This window comes from Mesorhizobium sp. P3_A10 (assembly GCF_056403175.1).
Genome location: NZ_JBFUFZ010000002.1, coordinates 647,496 through 661,071, shown reverse-complemented (window position 1 = coordinate 661,071; position 13,576 = coordinate 647,496). Strand labels below are relative to the sequence as shown.

Genomic DNA, 13,576 nt, shown 5'->3' with positions numbered 1-13,576 from the left:
GCCGCTGATACTCCCCCCGCAAGAGACCGGAGCCACATGGCCACGACCTACGACCTCATCCTGACAGGCGGCACGGTGGTCAACCATGACGGCGAGGGTTTTCGCGACATCGGCGTCAGCGGCGGCCGCGTCGCGGCAATAGGCGATCTCGGCCAGGCCTCGGCCGGCGAGATGATCGACTGCCGCGGCCTGCACATCCTTCCGGGTGTCGTCGACAGCCAGGTGCATTTCCGCGAGCCCGGGCTGGAGCACAAGGAAGATCTGGAGAGCGGTTCGCGCGCTGCGGTGCTCGGCGGCGTCACCGCCGTGTTCGAGATGCCCAACACCAACCCGCTGACCACCAGCGAGGCGGCGCTCGCCGACAAGCTGCGGCGCGCTTCCGGCCGCATGCATTGCGACTTTGCCTTCTGGGTCGGCGGCACCCGCGAGAATGCCAAAGACGTTGGCGAACTCGAACGGCTGCCGGGTGCGGCCGGCATAAAGGTGTTCATGGGTTCGTCCACCGGCGACCTGCTGGTCGAGGATGACGAGGGCGTCGCCTCGATCCTGAGGAACACCCGCCGCCGTGCCGCCTTTCACTCCGAGGACGAGTTCCGGCTGCGCGAGCGGCTTGGCGAGCGCATCGAGGGCGATCCGTCATCGCACCCTGTCTGGCGCGACGAGATCGCGGCCTTGCGCTGCACCGAGCGGCTCGTGCGCATCGCGCGACAGACCCGCGCCCGTATCCATGTGCTGCACATCTCGACCGCCGAAGAGATCGTGTTCCTCGAACAGCACAAGGATGTCGCCACCTGCGAGGCGACGCCGCACCATTTGACGCTGAGCGCCGACGATTACGCGCGGCTGGGCACGTTGATCCAGATGAATCCGCCGGTGCGTGAGGCGCGCCACCGCGACGGCGTCTGGCATGGCATTGGGCAAGGCATCGTCGATGTGCTGGGCTCCGACCACGCCCCGCACACGCTCGCTGAAAAGGCAAAGCCCTATCCGGCCTCGCCGTCGGGCATGACCGGTGTGCAGACGCTGGTTCCGATCATGCTCGACCACGTCAATGCCGGCCGGCTGACCTTGCAGCGTTTCGTCGACCTGTCCAGCCATGGCCCGCAGCGCATCTTCGGCATGGCGAGAAAAGGCCGCATCGCCGCCGGCTACGATGCCGATTTCACCATTGTCGATCTGAAGCGCCGCCAGACTATCACCAACGCCCAGGCCGGCTCGAAGGCCGGCTGGACGCCCTATGATGGCAAAGAGGTCACCGGTTGGCCAATCGGCACCGTCGTGCGTGGCCGACGCGTCATGTGGGACGGTGAGATCGTCACACCGGGCCAGGGCAGGGCAGTGGAGTTTTCCGAGGCGTTGCCGGGCTAGGTGTTTCCGCGCGTTGGATTTTTTAAGCAAAATCCACTACGTTAAGGGAATTATGAACGCAGATGTCGCGCCCATGATCGTCCCCGCTGAGTTTCCGGAACTCCAGGCAATCGCCTGGAGCCGCGACGCTACGCGCCCAATTCCGGCCGAAGAGGCATTTGCGCTATACGAGCGCAACTGGCGTTTTGTCGATCAGAAGCGCCTGACGGCGCGTGAAAAGCTGCTTATCCAGAATCTGGCCAACGAATTCGGTCATGGCATCCTTTTAACCACTGTCTGAAGTGCGCTCTCTCCTCCTGATCTTCCTTCTCGCAGCCAGAATATCAAACAGGACACACTGCGAGCAGAAGTCATGAAGGAATTCAAAAAGCCCGAACATCGGATCATTGCCGAAATCCTCGGATTGATGGATCGCGATTTCCTGACCGCAAACCAATGCTGGTTCGGCGGCGGAACGGCGATCGTCATGAAACTCGGCGAATATCGCCGGTCGCTGGATGTCGATTTCCTGTGTGCCGACGCGGATGGTTATCGCGAACTGCGAACAAGCGCCGCCGAACGTGGCGTCAGAGCGTTCTTTCCGGAACCTGTCGAAGCCGTTCGGGATTTCCAGATCGACCAGTATGGCTTGAGGACGGTTGTTCGGCTGAAGGGGCAATCGATCAAATTCGAAGTCATCCGCGAAGGCCGCATCCAATTGCGAGGCCATTTCGACAACGATCTGAATGTATCGGCCCTGGTTCCCGCAGACATGTTTGCCGAGAAGCTGTTGGCCAATGCTGATCGATGTCAGGATCGCGCAACCGCATATCGCGATGCCATCGATCTCGGAATGTTGGTCGGTGCCTATGAGGAAATCCCGATCGATGCCCTTGGCAAGGCGCAAACCGCCTACGGCCCGGATATCCAGCACAAGGTCGCATGGGTGGTGAACAGGCTTCGGGACAGGCAAGAGCTGCAAAACGCAGCCGAGGTCTTGCAAATGGATATCGACGCCGCCGTCGGTGCGATTTCAACCCTTCGAAATGAGGGCATTCGCATTTGGCCGGATGCGGGCATCGCCCGCGATCCTGCCAGCCCGCGCCAATAGCAGTCGGTTCGAGCAGGCGGCGGGTTTTGCGAGGCATTGAGATTCAAACTGTCGCCAGCTTGCCCCACAAGGGGAGCTTAATCCCCGGCGACGAAGAACGTCCATTGTCCGGCGGGTGTGATGCCGACGCGGTAGAAGATGTAGGCGCCGAACTGCTTCATGTCGTCATAGTCGCCGGCAGTGACGATCTTGAACAGTTCGACCCGCTGTTTCGCGTCGAGCTTGTCCAGCGGCAGCGCGAAGAAATACGGCCAGACATAGAGCTCCTGCGGCGTGCCTACGTCGATATGGACATAACCGGCATTGAGCACCTCTTCCATGATGGCGAGGATTTCCTGGCCTTCAGTGTCGCCGGAAAGGCCCTTGAGGAAGGCGATCGGGTCACCATCGATGTCGCCCAGCGACAACTGGGTCATGGTATCGCCCTTGCCGATCAGCGGCCTCAGCTTCTCGATGTCGCCGCTGACACAGGCTTCGACGATCAGATCGTGCATGCGCCTGACCGGCTCCGGCAGTTTGGAAAGGTCGTAGACGACTTCCGGCAAGGGCGCATCCGGATCGGCACGCGGGTTGGCCACGCCGCCGTCGTCGGTCGGCCCTTCCGGCTCGCTCTGTTCGGGATCGTCGGAAGGCTTCGGCTGACCGGCCGCCGGTGGCGTCGTGCCGAGTGGATCGGGCATCGGCACGGCAGTTCCGGGCGGCGACATGTCGTCGGCGGCGGGTGGCGCGACCGGCGAGGGAAGGTCGTCCCGCTTGATCTCGCTCAAGGCAAAAGCGGGGCTGCTGGTAAGACAGAGCGCCAGCGGTGTAGTGGCGCAGCAGGCGGCGAGCCAGATGCTGAGGATCAAGCCACGCGGCTTGCCTGACATCGAAAAATTCACCGACTGCTTCTCCTTGGTTCTCAGGCCCTTACAGGTGCCTCGGGCCTTTTCAGGTGCCCAGGCTCGTCCAGATGCCTTGGGCCGGGTGCCCAAGTGGCGCGCCGCCGTCGAAGAACCAGGTCTAGTGCTGCAATCGTCCTGGTTCGAAGGCGCCAGCGATTACCTTTTCACGCATGCGGTCGAGCAGGGCAAGGGCCGAGGTTTCGCCATTGGCGCGCAGCATCTCGCCGAATGCGGTTTCGAGTGCCGCCTCGGCGATGATTTCCGGCTCGATTCCAGCCGACAATCCTTCCGCCCAGGCCTCGCTGTGGCTTTCTACTGCGGTCAGGCGCTTTTCTTCCCTGACCAACGCGTCGATGTCGCTGACGCCATGTTCCATTGCGATGTCCACCCTTTGCAAGCGACGATCCGAAAGATGCGGATCAGGCTTGGGCTGTCCCTTTTATACGCAGTTCCAAGTAAGTGTTTGTAAATACGACATTTCTGGGGTCGATTTCCAAAACGTGCGTCGTCTTTAGCAAACCTGCGTTCGATCCGATTCAAACTTAGCCGATTAGGCCGGCCTACGGGGTGAAAACCTTCAGTTTGAGTTAATTCCATATCTGCGCGGTAACGTTTCGTTAATACCGTTGCAGAAGTGCAACACAAGGTTTGCACCAAGAGGGCATCGGACACAAGACGGGGAGGTTCGAAGGCGAATGGCGCCAAGGTGGGAAGCCGCCTTAAGCGCCTGTCAGTTACCGTAGCGCGAGGCGATGTCGCGCGACAGCGTCTCGCCTTCCTTCATGTAGCGGCTGATAGCTTCGGTCGCCGACGCCGTGCACCGGGTGTAGGTGCCGCCGAAGGAGCGGTAGCCGCGGTTGAAACTGGCGATGAAGCGGGCGCGCCGCTCCGGGTCCGGATTCTCCGAATCGATCAGCTTTTCCATCTCGCCACGCCACTGATCGCCCTTCTCGCCGCACAGATTGCGCAGGAAATGCAGTGATCCCAGAACCTCCGCCAGCCGCATCAGCCCGGGCTCGAACGGCGATTCGGCGGCCAGAGCCGGGCGTGCTGCGACAGCCGTGCTGGCGGCGAGGCATGCGGCAAGGAACAGCGAAGCGCGGGTCATAAGTCTTTCTGGCCAAACAATTTGTCGCCTGCAAGGCGATTCTCGGGGCTCAAGCTCCGGTGCTCTTGGAGCCAAGCAATTTTTCGGCCACGGCAAACACCGAACCGGCGAGGGGCAGTGCTGTCATTTCACCGAGCGTATAGAAGGCGGCGGTCTCGGCGTCGTCGCTGGCCACCGCCTCGCCGCCGACATAGGCGGCGCCAAACACCGTCAGCAGGTAGTCGACAGGATGGCCGTCGCTCCTGCCATCGATATGGATTTCGCGCAGCGGGCGATACGCGGCTGCACGCAGCCCGGTTTCCTCCAGCAATTCGCGTTGCACTGCCTGCTCCAGCGTCTCGCCGGTTTCGACCTTGCCGCCCGGAAAGGCATAAAGCCCCTGCGAGGGCTGCCGTGCCCGCTTGACCAGCAGCACCATGTCGCCGCGCACGACGGCGACCGAGACCGCCGGCAGTGTCTTTCGCATCTCGTCCATGGTCCTCGATCGTTCGGCTGCTGTGGTTGTGGACGGCCAGTGACAAACAGCTTTAGCGGTTGCGCAACGCCGGTTCCATCGCCACTTTCGCATCGGACCAATTCGCGAGTTCAGCCTCATGTGCGGACGCTTTGCCCTGACCGCCACGCCGGACCAGACCGCCGCCTTTCTCGGTCTGGCGGAGCTCGAGGATTTTCCGGCCCGCTACAACATCGCGCCGACGCAGCCGATCCTGATGGCGCTCTCCGGCCTGCCACAGGCGCCGGTTTCGAACCTGCCCGACCGGCAACCGATGCTGGTGCGTTGGGGCCTGATTCCGACCTGGGTCAAGGACACACGCGAGTTTCCGCTGCTGTTCAATGCCCGCTCGGAAGGGGCGGCCGAAAAGGCCTCGTTCAAAGCCGCCATGCGCCACCGCCGCGCTCTGGTGCCGGCCTCCGGCTTCTATGAATGGCGTCAAACCGGCGGCAAGAAGGGGCAACCCTATTGGATCCGGCCGAGGCATGGCGGGTTGGTAGCCTTCGCCGGGCTGATCGAGACCTATGCCGAGCCGGGCGGTTCGGAAATGGACACCGGCGCCATCCTGACCGTCAACGCCAATGCCGACATCGCCCACATCCATGACCGCATGCCGGTGGTGATCACGCCTGAGGATTTCGCCCGCTGGCTTGATTGCCGCGCGCTCGAGCCGCGTGACGTGGCCGACCTGCTGCGGCCGGCACAGCCGGATTTCTTCGAGGCGATTTCGGTTTCCGACCTCGTCAACAAGGTCGCAAACACCGGACCGGAGATTCAGGAGAGGGGTGTCGTCGGGCCGGAGCCGGAGAAGGTCAAGCGCCAGAAGCCTGGCGCGGACGACACTCAGATGACGCTGTTTTAGCAGAAGCTGCTTGTGCAGGCGCGCTTGGCGCCTCAGCCTTCATCGCCGGCGCATTGCGCCGGCTGAGCATCAATTCAGGCAGCGCGCGGCGATACGATCTTCGGTGCCGGCTTCTTCTTTTTCGCGGTGTGCAAAAGGGCGGCGACGATCGCGGCCGGGCCGATCGCCCGGTAGTGATTGGCCAGCGCCGGTTGCTGGGCGCGGCTGGTATCTTGCTTGCTTCGAGACATGCTTCTCTTCCCTGGTAACATTTTCGTGTCTGCGTTTGCCGGCCGAATCTGACCGAATCGTGACGTCAGGTGAACTAGTCGGCGAATGTTTCATGACTGTGCCGACATGTTTAATAAAATGTTTCAGCCCTCGATTACCTCTGGTCCAACGGCTCTTTTGCCGAAAGTTGCGACTTGACGGCAACACTGGGCGAGGCGATAAAGCCGCGCATGAAAACGTTTTTCGCCATTTGTGGCATTTGCATTATTGGCTAGCCTCGCGCTGGTCCGGACGTTTTCGCCTCATCTTCCTTCTAGAGTGGACAAACGCCCCGGCCAGCAGGCTGGAGCCTGATTTGCGCCTTGGCGCGAAGCTGGCTCCGAACCATGTTCGAACGAAGCAACCGACCCGGGACGGCACGAATGTCTGACGCATCGAAGGGCCTGCGCCTCTACAACACGCTAACGCGGAGCAAGGAAGATTTCTTCCCGATCGATCCGTTGAATGTGCGCATGTATGTCTGCGGCCCGACCGTCTACGACTTTGCCCATATCGGCAATGCGCGGCCAGTGATCGTCTTCGATGTGCTGTTCCGTTTGTTGCGCCATCTCTACGGCGAGGCGCATGTCACGTATGTGCGCAACATCACAGATGTCGACGACAAGATTAACGCCCGCGCGCTGCGCGATTTCGGCGGCGAGATTGCTTCGGGAAAACTGTCGCTCAACGAGGCGATCCGGCGGGTCACCGAAAAGACCGCCGACCAGTTCCATAGGGATGTCGCGACGCTTGGCTGCTTGGAGCCGACGGTCGAGCCGCGCGCCACCGAATTCGTCGCCCCGCGCGCCGACGGCAAGGCCGACATGATCACCCTGATCGAGCGCCTGATCGAACGCGGCCATGCCTATGTCGCTTCAGGCGAAGTGCTGTTCGACACCGCCTCGATGGCGGACTATGGCCAGCTGTCGAAGCGCAACCTCGATGAGCAGCAGGCCGGCGCCCGCGTCGCCGTCGACGCGCACAAGAAGAGCCCTGGCGACTTCGTCCTGTGGAAACTGTCGTCGCCGGAGGAGCCGGGCTGGGACAGCCCGTGGGGAAGGGGCCGGCCGGGCTGGCACATCGAGTGCTCGGCCATGTCGGCCGCCTATCTCGGCGAGGTCTTCGACATCCATGGCGGCGGCCTCGACCTGATCTTCCCGCACCACGAAAACGAGATCGCCCAGTCGCGCTGCGCGCACGGCACCGACGTCATGGCCAAGGTGTGGATGCACAACGGCTTCCTGCAGGTCGAGGGCCAGAAGATGTCCAAGAGCCTGGGCAATTTCTACTCGATCAACGAATTGCTGGAGACCGAGACCTTTGGCGGCCGCAAATGGCCGGGCGAGGTGCTCAGGCTGGCGATGCTGATGACGCATTACCGCGAGCCGATCGACTTTTCGGTGCGCAAGCTGGAAGAGGCGGAGAACACGTTGCGCAAATGGAAGCGGGCGGCGGACCTGGCGCCTGCGGCAAAGCCGCTGCCCGAACCCGTGGTCGAAGCCTTGTCGGACGATCTTGCCACCTATGCCGCGTTCCAGGTGCTGACGCAGCTGGCCGGCGAGGCCGCCGACGGCAATGATGCAGCTGCGTCGCTGAAGGCCGCCCTTCTGTTCCTCGGCTTCGATGTGGCGTCGGCTGTTGTCGATGAGGGCGGTGTCGCCAAGGTGATCGCCAACCGCCTTGCGCTGATCGCCGCGAAAAACTGGGCCGAGGCCGACCGCATCCGCGACGAGCTTTTGGCGCAAGGTGTACAGTTGAAGGACGGCAAGGACCCCGCCACCGGCGAACGCATCACCACCTGGGAGGTAAAAAGATGATCGACCATCTCGGCATCACCGTTTCCGATTTCGACGCGTCAAAGGCCTTCTACGACAAGGCGATGGCGCCGCTGGGCGCGTCGCTGCTCTATATGGTGCCAGTAGAATACACCGGCGGCGCCAAGGTCGGCGGTTATGGCCGCGACCGGCCGGTGTTCTGGCTGAGCACCGGCAAGGACAAACCGCGGGACCATCAGCACGTCGCCTTCACCGCGCGCAGCCGCGCCGAGGTCGATGCCTTCCATGTCGCGGCCCTTGCCGCCGGCGGCTGGGACAATGGCGGGCCGGGCCTGCGCCCGCACTATCACGCGAACTATTACGGCGCCTTCGTCTTCGATCCCGACGGCAACAATGTCGAAGCCGTCTGCCATGCCCCGGAGTGACGCATGATGAGCCTCGACAACCGGCCGATCTATACCGGCGGCTGCCAGTGCGGCGCGGTCCGCTTTCGCGTCGAAGGCACGCTGGGTGATGCCTCCATCTGCCATTGCCGCATGTGCCAGAAGGCCTTCGGCGCCTTCTATGCGCCGCTGGTCTCGGTCCGCGGCGCCAAACTCGACTGGACACGCGGCCAGCCGAAGTATTTCCAGTCGTCGAACCATGTCCAACGTGGCTTCTGCGCCGATTGCGGGACGCCGTTGACTTTTACCGCGCCGGACGGCGTCGGCCTCGCCATCGGTGCTTTCGACGAGCCGGCGGAAATCGTGCCGCTGATCCAGTGGGGCACCGAGGCAAAGCTGCCCTATGTCGACTCTATCCCGCAATTGCCGGGCGAGGACACTGAGGCCGATCTCTCGTCGGCGCCCTATCTTGCCGACCTCGTCTCCTATCAGCATCCCGACCACGACACCGAACAATGGCCGCCGAAGGAAAGATCATGACCGATGAAGTTCGAACCGGCGGCTGCCAGTGCGGCGCCGTGCGCTTTCGCATCCACGGCGCGCTCGGCCGCCCGTCCATCTGCCATTGCCGCATGTGCCAGAAACAGTTCGGCTCCTTCTTCGGCGCGCTGGTGACGGTGCCCAAGGACGGTGTCGAATGGGTGCGTGAGGAGCCGAGCTATTTCCAGTCCTCGATCAACATCGATCGCGGCTTCTGCGCCCGTTGCGGCACGCCGCTGACCTACCGCCAGCCCGGCGGGCTCGAGATCGCCATCGGCGCCTTCGACGACCGCTCGGACTTGGCGCCGCAGATTCAGGTCAACTACGCCGTCCGGCTGCCCTGGGTGGAGACGATCTTCGATCAGCCCGTGCATCAGGATCCGGATTTTTATACCCGCCAGGAGCAGATCATTTCCTTCCAGCATCCCGACCACGAAACCACGGACTGGCCGGCACATGGACTGCAATTGTGAGCGTTGAAATATGAGCAGTGACCTTCGTACCCTTTATCCCGAGATCGAGGCCTTTGAGTCCGGCATGCTCGATGTCGGCGATGGTCATCAGGTCTACTGGGAGCGCTCGGGCACCAAAGGCGCCAAGCCGGCGGTGTTTCTGCATGGCGGCCCCGGCGGCGGCATCTCGCCAAAACATCGGCGGCTGTTCGACCCGAAGCTCTACGACGTTATTCTGTTCGATCAGCGCGGCTGTGGAAAATCGACGCCGAATGCCGCGCTCGAGGCCAACACCACCTGGCATCTGGTCGCCGACATCGAGCGCTTGCGCACCATGTGCGGCTTCGACAAATGGCTGGTGTTCGGCGGCTCCTGGGGCTCGACGTTGGCGCTCGCCTATGCCGAAACGCATCCCGATCGCGTCAGCGAGCTTGTCGTGCGTGGCATCTACACGCTGACCCGTGCTGAGCTTGAATGGTATTATCAGTTCGGCGTCTCCGAAATGTTCCCCGACAAGTGGGAACGTTTCCAGGCGCCGATCCCTGAGGCTGAGCGCGGCGACATGATGGCCGCCTACCGCAAGCGGCTGGTCGGCTCCGACCGCAAGGCGCAGCTAGAAGCCGCCCTTGCCTGGAGCCTGTGGGAAGGCGAGACGATCACGCTGCTGCCGGAGCCGGAGACCAGCGACAAGTTCGGCGAGGACGACTTCGCCATTGCCTTCGCCCGCATCGAGAACCATTATTTCGTCCATGCCGGCTGGCTGGAGGAAGGACAGCTGCTGCGCGATGCGGGGAAGCTGAGCGATATCCCTGGCACCATCGTCCACGGCCGCTACGACATGCCGTGTCCGGCGCGCTATGCCTGGGCGCTGCACAAGGCTTGGCCGAAAGCCGATTTCCATCTGATCGAGGGCGCCGGCCATGCCTATTCGGAGCCGGGCATCCTCGACCGTCTGATCCGGACGACCGACCGGTTTGCGGGGAAATGACCATGGCTCGCGAGCGCCTCTACCTCTTCGACACCACACTGCGCGATGGCCAGCAGACGCCGGGCATCGACTTTTCCGTCGAGGACAAGATCGCCATCGCCAAACTGCTCGACGAGTTTGGCATCGACTATGTCGAAGGCGGCTATCCCGGCGCCAATCCGACCGACACCGCCTTCTTCCAGGAGAAGCGCACGGCGAATGCCAAATTCGTCGCCTTCGGCATGACCAAGCGGGCAGGGGTGTCAGCCTCCAACGATCCTGGTCTTGCCGCGCTAGTGCAGTCGAAGTCCGACGCCATCTGCTTCGTCGCCAAGAGCTGGGACTATCATGTGCGCGTCGCGCTCGGCTGCACCAACGAGGAGAACCTCGACTCCATAAAAGCCTCGGTTGAGGCGGCGATCGCTTCGGGCAAGGAGGCGCTGGTCGACTGCGAGCATTTCTTCGACGGCTTCAAGGCCAATCCCGACTATGCGCTGGCGTGTGCGAAGACCGCCTATGATGCCGGCGCGCGCTGGGTGGTGCTGTGCGATACCAATGGCGGCACGCAGCCGTCTGAGGTTCGCGCCATCGTCGAAAGGGTCACCACTTCCGGTATCCCCGGCGACCATCTCGGCATTCATGCCCACGACGATACCGGCCAGGCAGTCGCCAATTCGCTGGCCGCAGTCGAGGCAGGCGTGCGCCAGATCCAGGGCACGCTGAACGGCATCGGCGAGCGTTGCGGCAACGCCAATCTGATCTCCGTCGTGCCGACGCTGGCGCTGAAACCGGCCTTTTCCACGCGTTTCGAAACGGGCATCTCGGCCGAGGCCTTGACCGGGGTATCGCGCCTTTCGCGCGCCTTCGACGAGCTCTTGAACCGCGCCCCGGAAGCGCAGGCGCCTTATGTCGGTGCGTCCGCCTTCGCCACCAAGGCCGGCATCCATGCCTCGGCGCTGGCCAAGGAGCCGGCGACCTATGAGCATGTCGAGCCGCAAGCCGTTGGCAACCGCCGCCGCGTCATGGTCTCGGACCAGGGCGGCAAGGCCAATTTCCTCGCCGAGCTGAAGCGACGCGGCATCGACATGCCGAAGGACGACAATCGGCTCGACGCGCTGATTTCCGTGGTCAAGGAACGCGAAGCCGAGGGCTATGCCTATGAAGGTGCCGACGCCTCCTTCGAGCTGCTGGCGCGTAGGATGCTGCACGGCGTGCCGGAATTCTTCAACGTCACCTCGTTCCGCTGCATGGTCGAGCGCCGCTTCGACGCCAACGGCCAACTGAAGACGGTCTCCGAGGCGATCGTCAAGGTGGTGGTCGACGGCGAAGAGAAGATGTCGGTGGCCGAAGGGCATGGCCCGGTCAACGCGCTCGACATCGCGCTGCGCAAGGACCTCGGCAAATTCCAGAACGAGATCGCCGACCTCGAACTGGCCGACTTCAAGGTGCGTATCCTCAATGGCGGCACCGAGGCGATCACCCGGGTTTTGATCGAATCGCATGACGGCACCGGCGCCCGCTGGTGGACGGTCGGCGTCTCCGAAAACATCATCGACGCCTCGTTCCAGGCGCTGATGGATTCGATCGTCTACAAGCTGATGAAGAACCGCGACATGGCCGGGCTGATCGCGGCGGAGTGAGCTTGCAGGACTTGGGTTCCTCTCCCCACTTTGTGGGGCGAGGAACTTGCACCGCTTGAACCATCACCAAAAGTCCATTGATCCATCAGTAATTTGCGATGGTCTTGGCAGGGCGGCTGGGCCATAGCGTTGGGCCATGGTCACTGAAGCAATTCGCCTGGAAGCAGATGCCAAGGCCCGTCGCGGCTTCCTGTTGGCGCTCGCCGCCTATCTCTTGTGGGGGCTGCTGCCGTTCTACATGAAGGCGGTCGCGCATCTGCCGCTGGCGGAAGTCATCGCTCATCGCATCGTCTGGTCGGTGCCGATTGCCGCCGCCGTCCTGGTCTGGGCCGGCCGCACGGCGGATTTCAAGGCGGCGATTCGCTCGCCGCGCACAATTGCCATGGCGGCGCTGACGGCGGCGCTGATCTCGGTCAACTGGGGCATCTATGTCTGGGCGATCGCGGTGGATCGCACCGTCGAAACCGCCCTCGGCTATTACATCAACCCGTTGGTCAATGTCGTCGTCGGCGCGCTGCTGCTTGGCGAGCGGCTCGACCGGCTGCAGATCGCGGCGGTGGCGCTGGCGGCGATCGCGGTCACGGTGCTGACAATCGAGGGCGGCAAGCTGCCCTGGGTGTCGCTGGCGCTGGCCTTCTCCTTCGCGGCCTACGCCTTCTTCCGCAAGACGCTGCCGATCGGCCCGAGCCAGGGTTTCCTGCTCGAAGTGCTTTTGCTGTCGGTGCCGGCCCTTGGCTACATCGCCTTCCTGATCGCCACCGGGCAGGACCATTTCGTTTCCGGTACCGCGACCGACACCGCCTTGCTGATCGGCTGCGGCCCAATCACTTCGGTGCCGCTGCTGCTGTTTGCGTTCGGCGCCAGGCTGCTGCGGCTGTCCACCATCGGCATCATGCAGTACATCGCCCCAACCATTGTCTTCCTGATCGCCGTGCTGATCTTCCATGAGCCTTTTGGCACCGTCCAGGCCATCGCCTTCGGCCTGATCTGGGCGGCGCTGGCGATGTATTCCTGGTCGATGTTCCGTGGCCGCGAGATCCGGCCGCCGGTGGCGGCCGCAAGCTAGGGATCCCCAATGTACGTGCTGCATATCGCCAACAAGAACTATTCCTCATGGTCGCTGCGGCCATGGGTGCTGATGCGCACGCTCGACATCCCGTTCGAGGAGCAACTGACGCCATTTCCGACCGGATCGAGCTTTGATGTCTTTCGTTCGTTTTCGCCCAGCGGCCGCGTGCCGTGCCTGATCGACGACGGCTGGGCGGTTTGGGATTCGCTGGCCATCGCCGAATATCTCGCCGAGCGCCACCATGGTGTCTGGCCTGTCGAAGCCAAGGCGCGGTCCTGGGCACGCTCGGCCGCCGCCGAAATGCATTCGAGCTTCACCGCCTTGCGCGGCTCATGCCCGATGAGTTGCGGCCTGCGCGTGAAACCCTTTCCAATGTCGGATGCGCTCAAGCACGACCTGTTCCGCCTCGGCGATCTCTGGAACGACGGTCTTGCCCGCTTCGGCGGACCGTTCCTGGCCGGCGAGCACTTCACCGCCGTCGATGCCTTCTTTGCTCCGGTGGCATTTCGGGTGTTGTCCTATGCCTTGTCTTTCGAGGGCGCGGCCAACGCCTATCCCACGCAATTGCTCGACTTGCCGGCGATGCGCGACTGGTATGAAGCGGGTCTTGCCGAGACATGGCGCGAACCCGACCATGAGGCGGAAGTCCGTGCCGGCGGCACCATCATCGAAGATTTGCGCGCCACGGCTTGAAGG

The 13,576-nt window shown here is 62.9% G+C and carries 17 protein-coding genes; 12 read left to right on the top strand and 5 right to left on the bottom strand.

What is annotated here, in order from left to right:
• Positions 1-36: 36 nt before the first annotated feature.
• The 3 genes from AC1DXU_RS10060 to AC1DXU_RS10050 all read left to right on the top strand — a co-directional run bounded on the left by AC1DXU_RS10060 (position 37) and on the right by AC1DXU_RS10050 (position 2,458).
• Positions 37-1,368 carry a dihydroorotase gene (locus AC1DXU_RS10060; protein WP_477367654.1) on the top strand — a complete coding sequence of 444 codons (1,332 nt, stop codon included), beginning with the start codon at positions 37-39 and terminating at the stop codon, positions 1,366-1,368.
• 52 nt (positions 1,369-1,420) lie between these two features.
• Positions 1,421-1,648 (top strand): hypothetical protein, encoded by a 228-nt coding sequence (locus AC1DXU_RS10055; RefSeq protein ID WP_477316404.1) that lies wholly within the window; start codon positions 1,421-1,423, stop codon positions 1,646-1,648.
• Between the two features lie 72 nt (positions 1,649-1,720).
• Positions 1,721-2,458: a nucleotidyl transferase AbiEii/AbiGii toxin family protein gene (locus tag AC1DXU_RS10050; RefSeq protein ID WP_477367651.1), complete on the top strand. Its 738-nt coding sequence runs from the start codon at positions 1,721-1,723 to the stop codon at positions 2,456-2,458.
• A 77-nt stretch (positions 2,459-2,535) separates the two neighbouring features.
• Here AC1DXU_RS10050 and AC1DXU_RS10045 read toward each other — a convergent pair whose 3' ends face one another.
• The 4 genes from AC1DXU_RS10045 to AC1DXU_RS10030 all read right to left on the bottom strand — a co-directional run bounded on the left by AC1DXU_RS10045 (position 2,536) and on the right by AC1DXU_RS10030 (position 4,925).
• Complete coding sequence (locus AC1DXU_RS10045) at positions 2,536-3,339, bottom strand: hypothetical protein (protein WP_477367649.1); 804 nt, start codon at positions 3,337-3,339, stop codon at positions 2,536-2,538.
• A gap of 121 nt (positions 3,340-3,460) precedes the next feature.
• Positions 3,461-3,718 (bottom strand): hypothetical protein, encoded by a 258-nt coding sequence (locus AC1DXU_RS10040; RefSeq protein WP_258603005.1) that lies wholly within the window; start codon positions 3,716-3,718, stop codon positions 3,461-3,463.
• A gap of 354 nt (positions 3,719-4,072) precedes the next feature.
• Positions 4,073-4,450, bottom strand: coding sequence for a TIGR02301 family protein (locus tag AC1DXU_RS10035; RefSeq protein WP_477367646.1), 378 nt, complete (start codon positions 4,448-4,450; stop codon positions 4,073-4,075).
• A 49-nt stretch (positions 4,451-4,499) separates the two neighbouring features.
• On the bottom strand, positions 4,500-4,925 hold the full coding sequence (locus AC1DXU_RS10030; RefSeq protein WP_477367643.1) for an NUDIX hydrolase: 426 nt from the start codon (positions 4,923-4,925) through the stop codon (positions 4,500-4,502).
• A 118-nt stretch (positions 4,926-5,043) separates the two neighbouring features.
• Between AC1DXU_RS10030 and AC1DXU_RS10025 the strand changes: the two genes are divergently transcribed.
• The gene (locus tag AC1DXU_RS10025) at positions 5,044-5,805 is read left to right on the top strand and encodes an SOS response-associated peptidase (protein WP_477367640.1); all 762 of its coding nucleotides are present in this window, start codon (positions 5,044-5,046) and stop codon (positions 5,803-5,805) included.
• A gap of 74 nt (positions 5,806-5,879) precedes the next feature.
• Here AC1DXU_RS10025 and AC1DXU_RS10020 read toward each other — a convergent pair whose 3' ends face one another.
• Positions 5,880-6,035, bottom strand: a complete 156-nt coding sequence (locus AC1DXU_RS10020; RefSeq protein ID WP_477243960.1) for a hypothetical protein — start codon at positions 6,033-6,035, stop codon at positions 5,880-5,882.
• A gap of 402 nt (positions 6,036-6,437) precedes the next feature.
• Between AC1DXU_RS10020 and cysS the strand changes: the two genes are divergently transcribed.
• The 8 genes from cysS (at position 6,438) to AC1DXU_RS09980 (ending at position 13,573) form a co-directional block, all read left to right on the top strand.
• Positions 6,438-7,871, top strand: a complete 1,434-nt coding sequence (gene cysS, locus AC1DXU_RS10015; RefSeq protein ID WP_477367637.1) for a cysteine--tRNA ligase — start codon at positions 6,438-6,440, stop codon at positions 7,869-7,871.
• On the top strand, positions 7,868-8,254 hold the full coding sequence (locus tag AC1DXU_RS10010; protein ID WP_477367634.1) for a VOC family protein: 387 nt from the start codon (positions 7,868-7,870) through the stop codon (positions 8,252-8,254). Before cysS ends, AC1DXU_RS10010 begins: the two co-directional genes overlap by 4 nt.
• A gap of 6 nt (positions 8,255-8,260) precedes the next feature.
• Entirely contained in the window at positions 8,261-8,752 is a 492-nt protein-coding gene (locus tag AC1DXU_RS10005; RefSeq protein WP_477316492.1) for a GFA family protein, read from the top strand.
• Entirely contained in the window at positions 8,749-9,225 is a 477-nt protein-coding gene (locus AC1DXU_RS10000) for a GFA family protein (protein ID WP_477367631.1), read from the top strand. Before AC1DXU_RS10005 ends, AC1DXU_RS10000 begins: the two co-directional genes overlap by 4 nt.
• A 10-nt stretch (positions 9,226-9,235) precedes the next feature.
• Positions 9,236-10,192: a prolyl aminopeptidase gene (pip, locus tag AC1DXU_RS09995; protein WP_477367628.1), complete on the top strand. Its 957-nt coding sequence runs from the start codon at positions 9,236-9,238 to the stop codon at positions 10,190-10,192.
• Positions 10,189-11,811 (top strand): citramalate synthase, encoded by a 1,623-nt coding sequence (cimA, locus tag AC1DXU_RS09990; protein WP_477367625.1) that lies wholly within the window; start codon positions 10,189-10,191, stop codon positions 11,809-11,811. The genes pip and cimA overlap by 4 nt, the downstream gene beginning before the upstream one ends.
• A 136-nt stretch (positions 11,812-11,947) precedes the next feature.
• Complete coding sequence (gene rarD, locus AC1DXU_RS09985) at positions 11,948-12,877, top strand: EamA family transporter RarD (protein ID WP_477367622.1); 930 nt, start codon at positions 11,948-11,950, stop codon at positions 12,875-12,877.
• Between the two features lie 9 nt (positions 12,878-12,886).
• The gene (locus AC1DXU_RS09980) at positions 12,887-13,573 is read left to right on the top strand and encodes a glutathione S-transferase family protein (RefSeq protein WP_477367619.1); all 687 of its coding nucleotides are present in this window, start codon (positions 12,887-12,889) and stop codon (positions 13,571-13,573) included.
• Positions 13,574-13,576 lie beyond the last annotated feature (3 nt).